The 18374-nt window shown below is 68.6% G+C and carries 18 protein-coding genes and 1 pseudogene; 14 read left to right on the plus strand and 5 right to left on the minus strand.

Annotated features, from left to right (window positions below; genetic code table 11):
• The first annotated feature begins 59 nt into the window (after window positions 1-59).
• Complete coding sequence (locus MKK84_RS26900; RefSeq protein ID WP_243925005.1) at window positions 60-875, plus strand: UDP-2,3-diacylglucosamine diphosphatase; 816 nt, start codon at window positions 60-62, stop codon at window positions 873-875.
• A gap of 10 nt (window positions 876-885) precedes the next feature.
• The gene (locus tag MKK84_RS26905) at window positions 886-1932 is read left to right on the plus strand and encodes a glycosyltransferase family 4 protein (RefSeq protein ID WP_243925006.1); all 1047 of its coding nucleotides are present in this window, start codon (window positions 886-888) and stop codon (window positions 1930-1932) included.
• A gap of 302 nt (window positions 1933-2234) precedes the next feature.
• Here MKK84_RS26905 and MKK84_RS26910 read toward each other — a convergent pair whose 3' ends face one another.
• Window positions 2235-3491, minus strand: a complete 1257-nt coding sequence (locus MKK84_RS26910; RefSeq protein WP_243925007.1) for a lytic murein transglycosylase — start codon at window positions 3489-3491, stop codon at window positions 2235-2237.
• 178 nt (window positions 3492-3669) lie between these two features.
• On the opposite strand from MKK84_RS26910, the gene MKK84_RS26915 reads away from it, so the two are divergent.
• From MKK84_RS26915 to MKK84_RS26925, 3 genes are all read left to right on the plus strand, one after another.
• Window positions 3670-4164: an SRPBCC family protein gene (locus MKK84_RS26915; RefSeq protein WP_243925008.1), complete on the plus strand. Its 495-nt coding sequence runs from the start codon at window positions 3670-3672 to the stop codon at window positions 4162-4164.
• Window positions 4165-4317: 153 nt separating this feature from the next.
• Window positions 4318-5730 carry a pyruvate kinase gene (gene pyk, locus MKK84_RS26920; RefSeq protein WP_243925009.1) on the plus strand — a complete coding sequence of 471 codons (1413 nt, stop codon included), beginning with the start codon at window positions 4318-4320 and terminating at the stop codon, window positions 5728-5730.
• A 102-nt stretch (window positions 5731-5832) separates the two neighbouring features.
• Entirely contained in the window at window positions 5833-5961 is a 129-nt protein-coding gene (locus MKK84_RS26925) for a TFIIS helical bundle-like domain containing protein (RefSeq protein ID WP_192706684.1), read from the plus strand.
• Between the two features lie 44 nt (window positions 5962-6005).
• On the opposite strand, the gene MKK84_RS26930 is transcribed toward MKK84_RS26925, so the two are convergent.
• Entirely contained in the window at window positions 6006-7193 is a 1188-nt protein-coding gene (locus tag MKK84_RS26930; RefSeq protein ID WP_243925010.1) for a patatin-like phospholipase family protein, read from the minus strand.
• A 479-nt stretch (window positions 7194-7672) separates the two neighbouring features.
• On the opposite strand from MKK84_RS26930, the gene MKK84_RS26935 reads away from it, so the two are divergent.
• Complete coding sequence (locus MKK84_RS26935) at window positions 7673-8203, plus strand: GcrA family cell cycle regulator (protein ID WP_243925011.1); 531 nt, start codon at window positions 7673-7675, stop codon at window positions 8201-8203.
• Between the two features lie 12 nt (window positions 8204-8215).
• On the opposite strand, the gene MKK84_RS26940 is transcribed toward MKK84_RS26935, so the two are convergent.
• Window positions 8216-9163 carry a TAXI family TRAP transporter solute-binding subunit gene (locus MKK84_RS26940; protein WP_279599728.1) on the minus strand — a complete coding sequence of 316 codons (948 nt, stop codon included), beginning with the start codon at window positions 9161-9163 and terminating at the stop codon, window positions 8216-8218.
• Between MKK84_RS26940 and MKK84_RS26945 the strand changes: the two genes are divergently transcribed.
• The 6 genes from MKK84_RS26945 to MKK84_RS26970 all read left to right on the plus strand — a co-directional run bounded on the left by MKK84_RS26945 (window position 9132) and on the right by MKK84_RS26970 (window position 12174).
• Window positions 9132-9308: a hypothetical protein gene (locus MKK84_RS26945; RefSeq protein WP_243925013.1), complete on the plus strand. Its 177-nt coding sequence runs from the start codon at window positions 9132-9134 to the stop codon at window positions 9306-9308. The genes MKK84_RS26940 and MKK84_RS26945 overlap by 32 nt on opposite strands.
• Before the next feature lie 135 nt (window positions 9309-9443).
• Window positions 9444-10418 (plus strand): cysteine synthase A, encoded by a 975-nt coding sequence (cysK, locus tag MKK84_RS26950; RefSeq protein ID WP_243925014.1) that lies wholly within the window; start codon window positions 9444-9446, stop codon window positions 10416-10418.
• Between the two features lie 354 nt (window positions 10419-10772).
• Entirely contained in the window at window positions 10773-11270 is a 498-nt protein-coding gene (locus MKK84_RS26955) for a hypothetical protein (RefSeq protein WP_243925015.1), read from the plus strand.
• 93 nt (window positions 11271-11363) lie between these two features.
• Window positions 11364-11705 (plus strand): hypothetical protein, encoded by a 342-nt coding sequence (locus tag MKK84_RS26960; RefSeq protein ID WP_243925016.1) that lies wholly within the window; start codon window positions 11364-11366, stop codon window positions 11703-11705.
• On the plus strand, window positions 11705-12019 hold the full coding sequence (locus MKK84_RS26965; protein WP_243925017.1) for a hypothetical protein: 315 nt from the start codon (window positions 11705-11707) through the stop codon (window positions 12017-12019). Before MKK84_RS26960 ends, MKK84_RS26965 begins: the two co-directional genes overlap by 1 nt.
• On the plus strand, window positions 12016-12174 hold the full coding sequence (locus MKK84_RS26970) for a hypothetical protein (RefSeq protein WP_243925018.1): 159 nt from the start codon (window positions 12016-12018) through the stop codon (window positions 12172-12174). The genes MKK84_RS26965 and MKK84_RS26970 overlap by 4 nt, the downstream gene beginning before the upstream one ends.
• Before the next feature lie 15 nt (window positions 12175-12189).
• On the opposite strand, the gene MKK84_RS26975 is transcribed toward MKK84_RS26970, so the two are convergent.
• Both MKK84_RS26975 and typA read right to left on the minus strand, forming a co-directional pair.
• Entirely contained in the window at window positions 12190-12417 is a 228-nt protein-coding gene (locus tag MKK84_RS26975; RefSeq protein ID WP_243925041.1) for an RAG2 PHD domain containing protein, read from the minus strand.
• 147 nt (window positions 12418-12564) lie between these two features.
• A complete protein-coding gene (gene typA / locus MKK84_RS26980; protein ID WP_243925019.1) occupies window positions 12565-14391 on the minus strand; it encodes a translational GTPase TypA in 1827 nt (608 codons plus the stop codon).
• 369 nt (window positions 14392-14760) lie between these two features.
• On the opposite strand from typA, the pseudogene MKK84_RS26985 reads away from it, so the two are divergent.
• Window positions 14761-15462: pseudogene (locus MKK84_RS26985) on the plus strand (SDR family oxidoreductase).
• A gap of 250 nt (window positions 15463-15712) precedes the next feature.
• The gene (locus MKK84_RS26990; RefSeq protein WP_243925020.1) at window positions 15713-18358 is read left to right on the plus strand and encodes an ABC transporter ATP-binding protein; all 2646 of its coding nucleotides are present in this window, start codon (window positions 15713-15715) and stop codon (window positions 18356-18358) included.
• Window positions 18359-18374 lie beyond the last annotated feature (16 nt).

The following is an 18374-nucleotide window of genomic DNA, read 5'->3' on the forward strand; positions in this document are numbered from 1 at the left end:
AACTGAGATGGGATCGCGCTCTGGATTTCGGCCGTATTCAGCCGCCGGGAGAGGAAGCCGTGGCCGAGGGTGAGGAGATGCCGGTCCGGGTCCGGACGCTGTTCCTGTCCGATCTGCATCTCGGGACGCGGGGCTGCCAGGCCGGTCTGCTGCTGTCGTTCCTGCGGGATTACGACGCCGACACGATCTACCTCGTCGGGGATATCGTGGATGGCTGGCAGCTGCGCTCCGGCTGGTACTGGCCGCAGGAACACAACGACGTCGTCCAGAAGCTGCTGCGCAAGGTTCGCAAGGGCGCCAAGGTCGTCTACCTGCCGGGCAACCACGACGAGTTCCTGCGCAACTACGTCGGCATGAATTTCGGCGGCATCGAAGTCTCCGAGACCGCGATTCACGAGGCCGCCGACGGGAGGCGCTACCTCGTGATCCACGGCGACCAGTTCGACATGGTGGTGCGCCACTCGCCCTGGCTCGCCCATCTCGGCGACGGGGCCTACACGCTGGCTCTGTCCCTCAACACGCTGCTCAACAAGATGCGCCGCCGGGTCGGGCTGTCCTACTGGTCGCTCTCGGCCTGGGCGAAGCTGCGGGTGAAGAACGCGGTGAGCTTCATCGGCCGGTTCGAGACGATCCTGGCTGAAGAGGCGCGCCGACAGGGCGCGGACGGGGTGATCTGCGGCCACATCCACCACGCCGCCGACCGGCCGATCGGCGAATTGCGCTACCTCAATACCGGCGACTGGGTGGAATCCTGCACCGGGCTCGTCGAGCATTACGACGGCCGCATGGAGGTGCTGCACTATCCGAGCCTGCTGCGCGATCGCGCGGCCGAGACCGTGCCGCAGGCGGTCCCGGGCCGGCGCGCGGTGGCGTGAGGGCTCGACCGTGAAGCTCCTGATCGCCAGCGATGCGTGGCATCCGCAGGTCAACGGCGTGGTGCGCTCCCTCGAGCAGATGGTCCGCCGCGCCCCCGAGCACGGATTCGCGACGACGATGCTGACGGCTGCGGATTTCCCCTCGCTGCCGATGCCCGGCTACCCGGAGATCCGCCTCGCCTATGCGGGACGAGTGCGGGTGGCGTCACGCTGGCGAGGGGAGCGGCCGACCCATGTCCACATCGCCACCGAGGGTCCGGTAGGATACGCGGCGCGGCGGCACTGTCTGTCGCACGGCCTGCCGTTCACCACGAGCTACCACACGCGCTTCCCGGAATACCTCGCCGCCCGCCTGCCGGTGCCGGAGGCGTGGTCCTACGCCTATCTACGCCGCTTCCACGGCTCCGCCCGCGGCACGATGGTGAGCACCGCCTCACTCCAGGGCGAGTTGGAGGCCCGCGGCTTCACCCACATGATGCGCTGGACCCGCGGGGTCGACACCGAGCGGTTCCGCCCCGCCACGCCCGGTGCGCCGCCGCCCATGGAACTCGCCGATCTGCCGCGACCGCTGTTCCTCTATGTCGGCCGGCTGGCAGTAGAGAAGAACATCGCGGCCTTCCTGAACCTCGATCTGCCGGGCACCAAGATCGTGGTCGGTGACGGGCCGGACCGGGGCCGGCTCCAGGCTCTGGCGCCGGCGGCACGGTTCCTCGGGACTCGGACGGGAGCGTCGCTCTCGGCGGTCTACGCGGCCTGCGACGTGTTCGTATTCCCGAGCCTGACCGACACGTTCGGGATCGTGCTGCTGGAGGCGCTCGCCTGCGGCCTGCCAGTGGCGGCCTTCCCGGTGCCGGGCCCGAACGACGTGATCGGGGGCACCCGGGTGGGCATCCTCGATCAAGACCTGCAGGCCGCAGCCCTCGCCGCCCTGGACCTATCCCGGACCGAATGCCGCGCAGAAGCCCTGCGCCGGGGCTGGGAGGTGAGCGCGCGCCAGTTCTTCGGCAACATCATCGAGGCCCATGGCGGCGAGCGCCTCGCCAGGGACGCCGCCTGAACGGACTTCCGAGGGGCTTGCCCCAGCTCTTTTCAGGTGTTTGCAAAAGGACCGAGATACCGGCCGAAACGCACTCTCTTCTCTTTTCTGGGAAGGGGAATGTGTCTCCCATTGGATACGTAAGGGCCACGGATCGTGCCTCTTGCATCCAGTCAAAACACCCTAAACGGGCTAGGTCGAGACCTTTCGCGGGTGAAAGGCAGAGCCTTGCGATCGTGTCAGGGCTTTGCCCTGACGACCCACCAAAGGGCACAGCCCTTCGGATACCCAGAACCCGCTCATTCCCGACCAGGCGAGCTGCTTCAGGGCGCCCCTCGGATCCGCTCCAGCAGCACGGCGTCAGCGTAGCCATCGGCTGGCAAGCCACTTGAACTCTGGAACGCGCGCAGTGCCGCCCGGGTCTTCGGACCGATCTTCCCATCGACGCCGCCAGTGGCGAAGCCGCGCTCGGTGAGGCGGGTCTGCAGGTCGCGCCGCTCGTCCCCGGTGAGCGCCCGGTCGCCCCGGGGCCAGTCACGGACGAGGCCGGGATCGCCGCGCAGGCGGTCCGACAGCAGCGCGACGGTCAGCGCGTAGGCGAGCGCCGTGTTGTAGCGCAGGATCACCGCGAAGTTCGGCCGCAGCAGAAAGGCCGGACCGCGGATTCCGGAAGGCAGGATCAGGGTCGCCTCCGCGGTCTCGTCTGGGATGCCGCCCGGACGAGCGGGCCGTACGCCGAGCGCCTGCCACGCGGCAAGGCTGCGCGGCGTTGTCTCGTCGGCCAGGGCGGCGTCGAAGCCCTCAGGCAGCAGCGCCTCGGCGCCCCAGCCCTCGCCGGGCTTCCAGCCGTGGGCGCGCAGGTACTGCGCCGTCGAGGCCAGCGCATCCGGTACCGAGGTCCAGATGTCGCGCTTGCCGTCTCCGTCGAAATCAACCGCATCGCGCTGGTAGACGCTCGGCATGAACTGGGTGTGGCCCATCGCGCCTGCCCAGGAACCGGTGAGGCTGCCGGGCATCCGGTCGAGGGGCGCTTGGTTCCAGGCGAGGATCTGGAGCGCGGCCGAGAGTTCGTTGCGCCAGTAGGGTGCGCGGGAGGGATCATCGCAGGCCAGCGTCGCCAGGGAGCGCACCACCGGCTTCACCACGGCGGGGTGGTCGAGCACAGCACCGAAGCTCGATTCCACGCCCCAGAACGCCGCCAGGATGTGGCGGTCGACCCCGTAGCGGGCCTCGATCGACGCGAAGGTCTCGGCCTGCTCGGCGAGCTTGGCTCGGCCCGCCTCGATGCGGGCCGGAGTGACGCTGGCCTCGATGTAGTCCCAGATCGGCCTGACGAATTCGCCCTGGCTCGCGGTAGCGGCCAGAACGTCGGGATCGGGCGTCAGGTTGGCGAGTTGGGCGTCGGCGAGGGTCTGCGGCACGGCCTGCGTGGTCGCGAAGGCGATGAGGTCGGCGCGGCAGCTTTCGAAGGGTATCACGGGCCGAGCTGCATCGGGCGCCGCGACCACGAGGGTCGGCACCAGGGCGCAGGCGAAAACGGCTCTGCGGGTTCCCGGACAGGGGCGTGTCGGGCTGCTCATCGGCGCTCTGGGCTCGCATTCTGTGGGGGCCCAGCATACCCGGCCGATCGGGGCGGTTTCCAGCGGCGAACCGGCCCGCTCCGAGGTGTCGGAGTCGCGCCAACGTGATCGCTGGGCCCTGCCGGAGGGACGACGACCCGGGCATCCTTCCTCGGGAGGGCCCAAAGGAGATCGACCGATGAAGCGGATAGCCTTCGCCACGATCGCTGCGGCTTCACTCGCCGCCGGTCCCGCGCATGCCCTGGACGTCACCCGCAGCCGCGACATCCCCGCCCCCGCGGAGGCGGTCTGGGCGCTGGTCGGCGATTTCTGCGCCATCCAGTTCTGGCACCCGCAGGTCGAGCGCTGCATCCTGTCGGCCGACGACGACGATGACGGCATCCGCGCGCAGATCCGGGGTCTCGTGGTGAATGGCGGCCTCGGCACGATCGTAGAGGTCGAGACCGCCCGCGACGAGACGGGCCGGAGCTACAGCTACGGCTTGATCCAGGGCCCCCTGCCGGTGCGCGCCTATAATGCGACCCTGGCGGTCCGGCCGAACGGCAGCGGATCCACGGTGATCTGGAGCGCGACCTTCGACGCCGAGGGGATGAGCGATGCCGAAGCGGTCGCCGACATCGCCGGCGTGTTCGAGGCGGGGCTTGCCGGGATCGCCCGCGAGGCGTCCAGATAGCGTCCGGCCGAATCGGGCGGCCGCGCGATCAGGATCCCGGTCTGCGGCGTATCCCCCTCGTTCCGGCGCCCGCCGGCACTGAACAGAGCGGCGTCGGGGCAAAGGATCGCCCGGCTCGATTCCCAGAGGCAACCTCAGGAGGCCGAGACCCGCATGCGCCGCCACCGCCACGCCAAGATCGTCGCCACCGTGGGCCCCGCCAGTTCGGCGCCCGACCAGTTGAAGGCCTTGTTCCTCGCCGGGGTCGATACCTTCCGGCTGAATTTCAGCCACGGCACGCAGGAGGATCACGCCCGCGTCCACGCCGCGATCCGCGCCCTCGAGAAGGAGGTCGGCCGGCCGATCGGCATCCTGCAGGATCTGCAGGGACCCAAGATCCGGATCGGCACGCTGCAGGGCGGCCGCCTCGATCTGCAAGCCGGCGAGCGGGTGCGCTTCGTCCTCGAAGGTGCCGAGGGCGACAAGCAGACGATCCCGCTGCACCACCCGGAGATCTTCGACGCGGTCGTGCCCGGTCAGGATCTGCTGATCGACGATGGGCGGGTGCGGGTGCGGGTTATCGGACCGGAGCGTACTGCCATCACGGCCGAGGTGGTGACCGGCGGGGCGATCTCGAACCGCAAGGGCGTCAACCTGCCAGGCACGCTGCTCGACCTGTCGCCGCTGACCGCCAAGGACCGGGCCGACCTCGCCTTCGGGCTCGATCTCGGCGTCGACTGGGTGGCCCTGTCCTTCGTGCAGAAGCCGTCCGACGTGATCGAGGCCCGGGGGATCATCGGCGACAGGGCCGGGATCATGTCGAAGATCGAGAAGCCGCAGGCGCTTGAGCGGATCGACGACATCATCCGGCTCTCCGACGCCGTGATGGTGGCCCGCGGCGATCTCGGCGTCGAGATCCCGCACGAGGATGTGCCGGGCCGTCAGAAGGAGCTGATCCGCGCCTGTCGGCTCGCCGTGAAGCCTGTGGTGGTGGCGACCCAGATGCTCGACTCGATGGTCAACGCCCCCGCACCGACCCGGGCCGAGGCCTCGGACGTCGCGACTGCGATCTACGACGGCGCCGACGCCGTCATGCTCTCGGCGGAATCGGCCACCGGACGCTATCCGGTGGAGGCGGTCGCGATGATGGATCGGATCATCCGCAGCGTGGAGGGCCACAAGCTCTACCACTCCATCGTGGCGGCCTCGGAGCCCGGCGAGGAGGAGACGCCGCCCCACGCGGTTGCCACCGCGACCGCCGAGCTCGCCGAGGCGATCCACGCCGCCGCGATCGTAGCCTACACGTCGAGTGGGACGACGGCGGCCCGGGTGGCGCGCAAGCGCCCCGCCGCCGCGATCCTGGCGCTGACGCCGAACCTCGCGACCTCGCGCCGGTTGAGCCTGCTGTGGGGCGCCCACAGCGTCCTCACGGACGATATCGATTCCTACGAGGAGATGACGGCGAAAGCTTGCCAGCACGCGCGGGAGGAGGGTTTCGCCAAGCCGAACGACGTCATCGTGGTGGCCGCGGGCATCCCCTTCCACACGGCGGGCAACACGAACAACATCCGGCTGATGCAGGTGTGAGTGTTACAAGGCTGCTGCGGGCACCGCGGGTGGAACGCGGCCCGCTTCCCATCGTTGACTTGGAAGCTGCGCCGTTTTGGCGCGAAACTGGAGGGCCATCCCATGAACCTGATCGGACGCCTCGTCACCAAGCTCCTCGGCAACGAGAACCGCCCCATCGACCGCGACGACCGGAACGCCAGCACGGCGACCCCGATCGGCCGCCTCGTCACGAAGATCCTGGGCAAGTAAGCGCCGACGCCGCGCGCCCCGGGCGCGCGGCTTCCAGCGATCAATCAGTTCGCGACCGCGCCCGCGACTTCCTTGACGGTCGGCGCCGCCGGCACGGTGTGCTGCCAGAACGTCCCAGTCCGACCCTTGGCAAAGCCCTCGTCGTAGAGGCTGCGCATATAGGCGGTATCAAAGCCCTTCGAGGCCGGCACCTTCGGACCACCTCCGTCGATGTAAGTCAGGTTGAAGCCGATGCCGTTGCCCCGCGCCAGCGCGTAGGTCGCGGTCAGCGTAGCCCGCGAGCGGGCGCGGCTCGCCGTCGTGAAGGAGCGCTCCACGATCGAGAGCGTGTTGTCCTTCGTGACCTCGAAATCGGGCTCCAGGCGGCCGTTGATCACGACGTAGATCTCGGCCTTCCCGCCCGTGCGGATCCGCCCGTCGCGCAGCAGCAGGGTCTGCGGCAGGGTGAAGACCGGCGTCACCACCGAACCGTCGACATGCATCTCCTGGAAGCGCGCGTCGCCGGCCGAGACGTCGATGAATTGCGGCGGGAACACTGCCGGGATGCTGGCCGAGGCGGCTAGCACGTCGCGGAACAGCTCACGGGCATTCGGCACGCCGCTCGCCGCGATGGCGCCCATGTTCCAGATGACGGCCCGCTGGGAATCGAGGTTCGTGGTCACCACGAGCAGGCGCCGGCCCTTCGCGTGCTCCTCGGCCACCGCCCGGATCAGATCCGGCGTGACGTAGCGGTCGATCAGGTTGCGCAAGCGACCGTCACCAAACAGCCCGGAGCCGAACAGCACATTGGCGATGTTGGGCGAGGCCACCAGCTCGCCGGCGACGCCGCTGGTGTAGAATTCGGTGAGATAGGCGTCGTAGCCGGACCCCAGGAACGCGAACGGCGCGATCAGCGCGCCGGTCGAGACGCCGGACACCAGGGTGAATTCCGGCCGCTGGCCCGAAGCCGTCCAGCCGTTGAGGACGCCGGCTCCGTAAGCCCCGTCGCCGCCGCCACCCGACAGCGCCAGATAGTTGAAACCCTTGTTCCGTCGCTGCGGATTGGCGGCGAGTTCCGCGATCGTCTCCACCGAGGCGTCCGCGTAGACGCGCGCGCCGGGGATGCCTGGAACACTCGCAAAGGCGGCCTGCTCGGCACTGTAAGGCGTGCGCGGAAGGCTGCCGCAGGCCGCCACCTGACCCGCCAGCCCGAGCGCGGTCAGCGCCCGAAAGCCTGTCCGACGGAAACCCATCCTCGTCACCCTGATCCGTGAAGCTCGGCCACCTTGCCACACGAAACGAGCTTGGCTGTGACGCACGTTCCGACTTTGTCGCCCGGCGGGCCGGATAAAGGCCTGCTGTTGCGCCTGGGTCACGATCCCACAGGAACGCGGCGCAAGCGTGGCCGGACATAGCTTGGTTGCTACCGGGGTCCGTTCGGTATGCGACGATGCCCGGGCAGCGTCACGACGGCAGCGTCTGGGATCCCGATCGCGCCATTGCCAGTGGACAGGGGCCGCGGAGGGCAGGCGAGCACCCTTGCAACGTTCGTCAGCGCCGCGCTAGGGTTCCGTGCGGCTTGACGGGACAGGGTGTCGCACCGCGGCTCGGCCTGCGTTGATCGGGGGCGCGGTCCGCTCGGTGGCATGATCCGCCGTTGGACGGATCCTTGGACCCGGGTTGCACGCGCCGGACCTTGGCGCAGCGCGGGCTGCAGGGGGCGGAGGGGTAGATGGAAGCGGCTGTAGGCTGGACAGATGATCGCGTGGCGCTCCTGCGCCGGCTGTGGGAGGACGGGCAGAGCGCGAGCAAGATCGCCGCGCAGCTCGGCGGCGTCACGCGCAACGCGGTGATCGGCAAGGTCCATCGCCTGGGTCTGGCGGGCCGCGCCCGGGGTGGGGAAGAAGCCCCCGTCGCCGCGGTTCAGCCGGCGAAGGCGATCGAAATCGAGACGGCCATCGCGGTGGTGGAAACGCAGGCCCCCGAGCCGGTGGCGATCCTGTCGCATCGTCCGGCGCCGGCCTTCCCGTTGGCAGCACCAGCCGCTTCGCCGACGCCCCTGGCGGTCTCTCAGCGCGTCACCATCATGGACCTCCGGGAATCCATGTGCCGCTGGCCGCTCGGCGATCCGACAACGCCGGAATTCCGGTTCTGCGGCGGCCGCTCGATCACCGGTTTGCCCTACTGCACGCATCACGCCGAGATCGCCTATCAGCCGGCGGCCGAGCGGAAGCGGGATCGCCGCGTCGCCTCGTTCCGCTGATCGGCGGCTCTTTTACGGCTGGACGAGCCCGGCTGCGCGAAGATAGCGCGCGGTCGCTGGATTGATGCGATCCGCCGGCACGAGGCCGATCAGGTTCTTCGGGTTCGTCGTGGCAGTCCCGTCACGGCCGAGCGCGCGGACGATGCGTTCGGCCGCATCTCCGTCGAAGCCTGAGCGCGCGAGGATGAAGCTCCACGAGCCCACCGTCTCGATCGGCTCCACCTGTCCGGGGAAGCTACCGGCCGGAACCGTCAGGCGCTTCAGCGCGGCGCCCGGCTGCGCCAGACGCGCGATCCCGGCGTCCGAGGGGCCGAAGAAGCGCGCCCCGCCCGGAGCCCGGGCCATGGTAGCGAAGCCCGGCCAGTCGAGCCCGCCGCCCCAGAGCGCATCGGCCTGACCCTCGCGCACCAGCCTAGGGCCATCACCGGCGTGATCGAGCAGGACCGGGCGGATGTCATGCGCGGGGTCGAGCCCCGAGGCGGCGAGCGCGCTGCGGGCCATCACGGTGAGCCCCGACATGTGCGTGCCCAGCACGACCGTGCGCCCGCGCAGATCCGCGACCGATCGGATCGGGCTGGCCGCCGGCACGACGAACAGACCGGGCGTCGGATACATCGAAGCCAGCACGGAGACACCGTCGGCGGCCGCGAAAGCGGGGTAGGCGTACTCCCCCTGCACAAGACCCAGATCGACGCTGCCGGCCTGTAGGAGACTGAGATTCTCCGCGGAGCCGCCGCTGGCGCGGGGCTCGATGATCAGGGCCGGGTCCGCTTGGCGGATCGTGTCCGCGAAGGCCGCACCGAAGGCCGGAAAGCCGCCGCCCGGTGTCGCGGTCGCCAGGACCACGCGAACAGGCTCCTCGGACCGGACTGGCCGAGGCGCGAGGAGACTCAGTGCTCCGAGGAGCGTCATCCGGCGGGTCGCCATCGTGATTCCCGAGGCTGGCACGCGCTTCGTCATCAACACCCTCGCCGCGCTGGCGCGCCGGACCGGCACCGACCGGGAGAATAACTTTCTATCGCTTTCGCGACAGCCAGCAAGGCTATTCCACGACGCGGCAGAGATCGAAGCGAAAGCGGAAAGAACTTTTGATATGGGCACTTAGCCCAATTGCCCCCGTGGCGGCAACGCGATATCGCAGCCTCCCGTCCGGGCCGATCCAAAGCCTCCCGCCCGGGGGCTTGGTCTCGACCGACCGGACCCACATCTCACCGATCCCACTACGAGCAGGAGCTCCGCGATGGCCGATTCCCTCAACGCGCCGGCGAAGGTCGGGCATGGCCGTGTCTACGGCTCGATCACCGAGACGATCGGCAACACCCCCCTGGTCCGCCTGAACCGCCTGCCGAAGGAGTACGGGGTCGACGCCGAGATCCTGCTGAAGCTGGAGTTCTTCAACCCGATCGCCAGCGTCAAGGACCGTATCGGCGTCAACATGATCGACGCGCTGGAGGCGTCCGGCAAGCTTCAGCCGGGCGGCACGCTGGTGGAGCCGACTTCGGGCAACACCGGCATCGCGCTCGCCTTCACGGCCGCGGCCCGGGGCTATCGCCTGATCCTGGTCATGCCGGAGACGATGTCGCTGGAGCGGCGCAAGATGCTGGCGTTCCTGGGCGCGGAACTGGCGCTTACCCCGGGCGCGCAGGGCATGAAGGGCGCGATCGCCAAGGCCGAGGAGCTCTTGAAGGAGATCCCCGGCTCGGTGATGCCGCAGCAATTCTCGAACCCCGCCAACCCCGAGATCCACCGGAAGACCACCGCCGAGGAGATCTGGAGCGATACCGGCGGCCAGCTCGACGCGTTCGTGGCGGGCGTCGGCACCGGTGGTACCGTGACGGGCGTCGGCGAGGTGCTGAAGCCGCGCCTGCCGAATCTGAAGGTCTTTGCCGTCGAGCCGGAGGATTCTCCGGTGATCTCGGGCGGCCAGCCGGGCCCGCACAAGATCCAGGGTATCGGCGCCGGCTTCATCCCTGACAACCTCCACACCGACATCCTCGACGGGGTGCTGAAGGTCTCCAACCAGACCGCCTTCGAGACCGCTCGGGCGCTCGCCCGCCTCGACGGCATCCCGGGCGGCATCTCGACCGGCGGCAACGTCGCCGCTGCCCTGGAGCTGGCCAAGCGGCCGGAATTCAAGGGCAAGCGCATCGTCACGATCGCCTGCAGCTTCGCCGAGCGCTACATCTCGTCGGCGCTGTTCGACGGGATCGGCTAAGCCGAACGCAGCCCGTTCCGCGACGGAACGGGCTCTGGCTCCGCGCTGGATCGAACGGTGCGGAGCCATACCATCGGTGGATCCGATCGCGGGCGACCCTGCGGGAAAGCCACACGCCCGGTGTGTTTCCCGAGGATGGTGTGGTGCGAGTTACATATTCCTGCTGAACAATTGGCGGATTTTCATAGCTTTATTTCTAAAAATAGCGAATAATTTCTACAGTTACGTCGATTTCTTCTAATAAAATACAGCTGTTTTTGCCATCACCCTTATCGATCAACGTTGCATTTCGAGCCTGGATCTTCCTCGATCGTTCCGGTACCGCAAGAAGCGTGATCGATCGAGGGTTCTGTCATGCGTTGTTTGGTCGTGATCTTGTGCTGCCTCTGGTCGCAAACCTTGCTGGCGCTGGGTTTTGCAGTGCACGATCGGACACCGCTGGCGGAGGACGCACGCACGGCCCTCGGCAAGGATGCCACCGCGCAGGCGGAGCCGTTCCAGCTCATGCTCACCTGCCCCGGCTGTGACGGCGCGCCGACGGTCGCGCTGCAGTTGGGCCGTCTCACGGACGGCACCGAGGGCCGGATCCGCTCCGGCAAGACCACGATGGGCGCGCTGGAGACGATATGCGTCAAGAAGAACCCGGATTGCCGGCTGACCACTCTGCCGGCCGGTCCGGGGGTCGCGTGGATCACGTCCTACGCGTTCGAGACAGGCGCCGGCGCGACCGCCATCGTCCTCCGTGACGGCGATCTTCTGACGATCGATGCCCGGTCGATCGACCGCGGCGCGGCGGAGGATACGGTGCTGCGCCTAGCCCAGAAGCTCCTGCCGCGCATCATCGGACGCTAACGTCCGAACGCTGTTGCCCGCGCCCCATCGCCCGGGGGGCGCAACTCTCCCGCGCCGCCCCGGTTGTCCTGCGAAGACACGGAAAGGCGCGCCATGACCGGCCAGACAGGACGACCGTCCCTCAAGGACTTCGACGCGAACGCGGACCGAAACGGCCAGGATCTTGGCCAGGACTCGCCGCTGGATATCGGCTTGCCTGACCGCACGCAGGCGGATCTGAAGCGAAACCCGGCGGGCGACGCCGAATCCGCGCGGATCGCCTCCGGCACCCCCGGCTCCGATGCAACGGATGCGACCGAGGCGGAGACGCCGCGCGAGAACCTCGACAAGCTGAAGGGTACGTTCAGCGAGAACGCGTCCGGCAGCGGCTCGGATCTGAGCGAGGCGATCGACCGCGCCACGGCCGCCGTCGGCCAGGACGACGGGAAGCGCTGATGGCCCGGCCGACCAGCGAATCCGGCACCGTCACCCGCAAGCCCGACGACGCGGTCGGGTCCCGTGGCGATTCGCCCGCCGGGGGCGGCCACCAGACGGCCGATCAGGCGGCCATCACCAACATGGGCGGGGGCGAAAAGCCTCAACCGGAACCTCGCGAGGGTTGGGGCCAGACCGGCGAGCCTGGGCGGTCGCCGCCGGCGACCGGGGGCTCGTCCGGTGGCCACTCAGACCAGAAGGCGTCCCGCGGTCCTGACGCCGGCGAGACAGTCGCGGACGGGCACTACAGGGCGGAAGGGGAGAACCAAGAATGAGCGAGCGCGAGGACACGGGTGCGAAGCCCGAGAAGCCCAAGAACATCGCACCCGACGCGGTCAAGGATCCGAACGAGAAGACCGAGGGTCATCCCGGAGCCGGGCCGTCGAGCGGTGGAAGCCAGAACGACGAGACCGACCCGGGGGGGAGCTGACGCCAGCCGGACGGCTCAGACGAGCCGGAACGGGATCGGATCTGTGGCCAGCTTCACCGCGTCGGGTCGGCAGCCGCTTTCGACGCAGGCGTAACGGATCGCATCCTGGCGGCTGCGGAAGATGCCCCCTGCACGCCCGCCGGTCTCGACGGCCACCCAATGGCCCGCGCCGTCCTGACCGACGAGATAGGACAGGGGCGTGCCGGCTGAGGCCGGCAGGGACGAGTTCAACGCGACGGTCATGGTCGTCTGGGGGTTCACGCGGACCTCTCGGGTACCGCCATGCCAAACTGGGAAGCCCGGCATAAGGATTCGATGGACCCGAGAGCGATCCGGAATAAGGTCTGCATTAGCAACCGGACATGAGCGTCCGGTTGCCGGCCGTTCAGTTCAGGCCGCGCTGTCCTTCGAGGAACGCTCGACCCGCTTGCGGTCGTTCGGATCCAGCACGGTCTTGCGCAGCCGGATCGACTTCGGCGTGACCTCGACCAACTCGTCGTCCTGGATCCAGGCCAGCGACTTCTCCAGGGTCATCCGGATCGGAGGTGTCAGGCGCACAGCCTCGTCCTTCGAGGTGGTGCGGATGTTGGTCAGCTTCTTGCCCTTGAGCACGTTCACCTCGAGATCGTTCTCGCGGTTGTGCTCGCCGATGATCATGCCCTGGTAGACCTTCCAGCCGGGCTCGATCATCATCGGGCCGCGGTCTTCGAGGTTCCACATGGCGTAGGCCACCGCCTCGCCCTTGTCGTTCGAGATGAGCACGCCGTTGCGGCGGCCGGCGATCTCGCCCTTGAAGGGCTCGTAGGCCTTGAACAGGCGGTTCATGATCGCCGTGCCACGGGTGTCGGTCAGCAACTCGCCCTGGTAGCCGATCAGGCCACGGGTCGGGGCGTGGAATACGAGGCGCAGGCGATCACCGCCCGACGGCCGCATCTCCAGCATGTCAGCCTTACGCTCCGACATCTTCTGGACGACGACGCCGGAATGCTCCTCGTCCACGTCGATCACGACCTCCTCGATCGGCTCGAGCAGGTTGCCCTCCTCGTCCTTCTCGAAGACGACGCGCGGACGCGAGACCGCGATCTCGAAGCCCTCGCGGCGCATGGTCTCGATCAGGATGGCGAGCTGCAATTCGCCGCGGCCGGACACGTAGAACGAGTCCTTGTCGGTCGCTTCCTCAATCTTGAGCGTGACGTTGCCCTCGCCTTCCTTGAACAGGCGGTCGCGGATCATCCGGCTCGTGACCTTGTCGCCCTCGGTGCCGGCCAGCGGCGAGTCGTTCACGATGAACGACATCGTCACGGTGGGCGGATCGATCGGCTGGGCCTGGATCGGCGTGTCGACCTGCGGGTCGCAGAAGGTGTCGGCCACCGTGCCCTTCATCAGGCCGGCGATCGAGACGATATCGCCCGCCTCGCCGACGTCGATCGGCGCGCGCTCCAGGCCGCGGAAGGCCAGGATCTTCGAGACGCGGCCGGTCTCCACGACCTTGCCGTCGCGCGAGAGCACCTTGATCTGCTGGTTCGGCTTCACGGTACCGGAGGCGATGCGCCCGGTGATGATCCGGCCGAGGAACGGGTTGGCCTCGAGCAGGGTGCCGAGCATCCGGAACGGCCCCTCCTCCACCTTGGCGGGGGGGACGTGCTGGAGCACGAGCGCGAACAGCGGCTCCAGGCCGACCGAGGGGTCGGCATCCGGGCTGTCGGCCATCCAGCCGTTGCGGCCGGACCCGTAGAGGATCGGGAAGTCGAGCTGGTCGTCGGTGGCGTCGAGGGCGGCGAAGAGATCGAACACCTCGTTCACCACCTCGGTGATGCGGGCATCCGGCCGGTCGACCTTGTTGATCGCCACGATCGGGCGCAGGCCGATCTTGAGGGCCTTACCGACCACGAACTTGGTCTGCGGCATCGGCCCCTCGGCGGCGTCGACCAGCACGATCACGCCGTCGACCATCGACAGGATACGCTCGACCTCGCCGCCGAAATCGGCGTGGCCGGGGGTGTCGACGATGTTGATGCGGGTGTCCTTCCAGACCACCGAGGTGGCCTTCGCCAGGATCGTGATGCCACGTTCCTTCTCGAGGTCGTTCGAGTCCATCGCCCGTTCCTCGACCCGCTGGTTCTCGCGGAAGGTGCCGGACTGGGCCAGCAGCTTGTCGACGAGCGTCGTCTTGCCGTGGTCGACGTGAGCGATGATGGCGATGTTGCGCAGATTCATGTCGGCCCGAAACGGGTTGTGCCGGCTCCCTGGCGGCCGCGCGGCGCGGCCGTCCGCGCCGGTCCAGGTACGGAGTCGTGGTGGTTGCGTCGCAATATAAGGACACGCGCTCCGGGGCAAGGCCGACGCGTGCATGGTTGCATCCCGCCGTGCCCTGAGCTGCCGGACCACGAGGGCCCGACACCTCTGTAGGGAACAGCAGAACCAGCATAATGCGCGCCCACTCTCGCAGAGGAAAAGGTATGCGAGAGGGGGCCCGGACAGCCCGACCTGTCGATGGGACACTGCCTGAGCTGGGAAAATCGCGGGCGGTGGCGATTCGCCGCCCCGGTTTCTTCGAAACGTCAGAGGACAGCGGAGCGGACGACAATGGGCGGGAAAGTGGCGCTCGTGACGGCAGGGGGCATCGGCATGGGGGCGGTGGCCGCCCGCAAGCTGGCGGAGGACGGTTTCGCCGTCGCGATCCTTTCGTCCTCCGGCAAGGGCGAAGCGCTGGCCCAGGAGCTTGGCCGATTCGGCGTGACCGGCTCGAACCAGTCGCCCTAGGACCTGCAGCGCCTCGTCGACGGAGCCATGGCGCGTTGGGGCCGGATCGATGTCCTGGTCAACAGCGCCGGCCACGGGCCCCGGGCGCCGCTGCTCGACATCACGGACGCCCAGTGGCACGCCGGCCTGGACACCTACCTGATGAACGTCGTGCGCACGGTCCGCCTCGTGATGCCGATCATGCAGGCGCGGCGCGCCGGGGCGATCATCTACATTTCGACCGCCTGGGCCTTCGAGCCGAGCCCGATGTTCCCGACCTCGGCGGTGTTCCGCGCGGGGCTCGCCGCCTACACGAAGCTGTTCGCCGACAGCTACGCCGCCGATAACGTCTGCATGAACAACGTGCTGCCGGGCTGGATCGACAGCCTGCCGGCCACGGAGGAGCGCCGACAGAGCGTGCCGATGGCCCGCTACGGACGGATCGGCGAGATCGCCGCCACGATCGCGTTCCTCGCCTCCGAGGGTGCCGCCTACATCACCGGCCAAAACCTGCGCGTGGACGGCGGCCTGACCCGCGCGGTCTGACCGCGCGGTCGCCACCTCCAACCCGGACGACGCGGCTGCGCGGCAGCCATGCGATCGAAGGCGCCGGCCTTCTCCCTATATGACGGACCGATGACGCAGCGATGCGGTCCACCAGTTCGCGCAGGGCGGACCTCTCGGGTGCATTGGATGAAACCAGACCGCTGGGCTACCGTGTTGATTCTACGCCCACGCATGGGCGCGGCGAACCGGTATGACCTCCGCTCCGACGGCTGCCTCATGGAACGAGCCGATGCGCGCGCTTGAGCCGCGGCTGTTTCCGTACATCTGGCGCTACTCGAAGGCCGACCAGTTCCGGATCTGCGCCGTCGTCCTGGCCTCACTGCCGTTCTACTTCGCCTCGCTCGACCTGCCCAAGCGCATCGTCAACGACGCAATCACCGGCAAGGCCTTCTCCCACGGCGAGGCGACCGCTTCGTTCCTCGACATCACCGTGTCGTGGCCCCAAGCGCTCGGCGGCGGGACGACGCGGCTGTTCGAGGGGTTTCAGGTCGACCGGTTCGAGCTGCTGCTCGGCCTTTCCACCCTGTTCCTCGGCCTCGTGCTGATCAACGGCGCCTTCAAGTTCTGGATCAACCTGCAGAAGGGCATCTTGGGCGAGCGGATGCTCCGACGCCTGCGCTTCCAGTTGTTCTGCCTGATGCTGCGCTTCTCGCCGGAGACGCAGCGGGAGGTGAAATCCTCCGAGACCGCGACGATCATCCGCGACGAGGTCGAGCCGATCGGCTCCTTCATCGGCGACGCGATCGTGGTGCCGGTATTCCTGGGCACGCAGGCCGCAACCGCGCTCGCCTTCATCCTGATGCAGAACCTGTGGCTCGGCCTCGCGGCCGGCGGCATGGTCGCGGTGCAGATGACCGTGATCCCGCGGCTGCGCCGGGAGATCATCCGTCTGAGCCGCCGCCGACAGATCGCCTCGCGCGCCCTCGCGGGCCGCGTCGCCGAGGTGCTCGACGGGCTACCGGCGGTACTCATCAACGATACCGGCCGCTGGGAGCGGGCGGAGATCGGCGGGCGACTCTACAGCCTCTACGACCTGCGCCTGCGGATCTACCGGCGGAAGTTCGCGGTCAAATACCTCAACAACCTGCTCGCCCAGGTGACGCCGTTCCTGTTCTACGCGATCGGCGGCGTCTTCGCCCTGAAAGGCGAGCTCGATATCGGCCAGCTCGTGGCCGTCCTCGCCGCCTATCGCGACCTGCCCCCGCCGCTCAAGGAGCTGATCGACTGGGATCAGCAGCGCCTCGACGTCGAGGTGAAGTACGAGACCGTGGCGGCGCATTTCGGGCCGCAGCGCCTGCAGCCCGCCGAACCCGAGTTAGGCGAGACGCCGCCGCCGCTCGGTAGCCCGCTCCGGGTCGAGGGCCTGACCTTGCGCGATCCGCAGGGCGGCGGCCCAATCGAGGTCGGCGACGCCGAGGTGCCACTGCCGACGCGGCTCGCCCTCGTCCCGCCCGGCCCGGCCGCCCAGGAATTCGCCCGCGTCCTCGCCGGCCTGCAGACCGCGCCGGGCGGCACGATCCGGATCGGTAAGCACGACCTGTCGATCCTGCCGCGGCCGGCTCATGCCTATCGCATCGCCTTCGCCGGCGTGGAGCCGGTCCTGTTCCCGGGGACCTTGCGCGACAACGTGCTCTACGGCCTGCGCATCCGGCCGCTGCGGACTGGCAGCCTTGATCTCAGCAAGATGCGGATCAACGAGGCGGTGAAGACCGGCAACCCGTGCGACAGCGTTGACGACCCGTGGATCGACTACCGGCGGCTGGAAATCCGCAACGCCGAAGAACTGGACGCACACCTCCTCGATCTGCTGAGCCGCCTCGATCTCGGCGACGACCTGTACCGGTTCGGCCTCGGCGCCCTCAGCTCGGTCACCCACGAGACGCCGGTGGGCCAACGCATGATCGCGGCCCGGGAGCACCTGCGCGCGCATTTCGTCGAGAAGGGCCTTGCCGACCTCGTCATCCCCTTCGCCCGCGGCCGCTACAACGATCAAGCGACCGTTGGCGAGAACCTGCTGTTCGGGGTCCCGCGCGACCCGACGCTGTTGGATCCGCAGCGCCTCGCCGCGGCCCCGCTGTTCCGCGAGGCGCTGGAGGAGGCGCACCTCCTCGACGACCTCGACCGCATGGGCGTGGCCATCGCCAGCAGCCTCAAGGACATCTTCGCCGACGTGCCGCCCGGCCATCCGCTGTTCCGGCGCTTCTCGCTGATCACGGCGGATGCCCTGCCGGATTATCTGCGCCGGCTCGCGCGCCTGCCCGAGGATGGGCGCCTCAGCGAGGCCGACAGCGTGGCGTTCCTTGCCCTCACCCTGGCCTATGTCGAGCCACGGATGCGCTTCGGCCTGCTCGACGAGGCGCTGCGCCAGCGCATCGTCGGCGCGCGGACCATCGTCCAGCGCCACATGCACGGTGACCATGGCTGCGACGTCGAATCCTACGATCCCAACCGGATCAACCCGCGCAGCACCGTGCTCGACAACCTGCTGTTCGGCCGTATCGACACGGCGCGGATGCACGGCGAGGCGATCATCCAGCGGGAGGCGCGGGCGGTATTCCGGGAGTTCGACCTGGAACGCCCGATCCAGCTGCGCGGTCTGGATAAGGAGGTCGGCAATCGCGGACAGCTCCTGACCGAGCGCGTGCGGGTGCGGATCGGCCTCGCCCGGGCCATCCTGCGCCGGCCGGAGGTTCTGGTGGTCGACCGGGTGGACGAGTTCCTTGAGCACGGCGTCGACACGCTGCTGGATGTCGCGGAGGCCACCCTGCCCCAGGCGAGCCTAGTGGCCAGCCTGTCCGCGGAGACGGATGCTGCCCGCTTCCCCGCGCGGCTGCCGCTGCGCAAGCCGGAGGCACGCCTGAAGGCCGCCGAATGATCGCGGCGTGATCCGG

It is taken from the genome of Methylobacterium sp. E-065 (assembly GCF_022829605.1).
Lineage (GTDB): Bacteria > Pseudomonadota > Alphaproteobacteria > Rhizobiales > Beijerinckiaceae > Methylobacterium.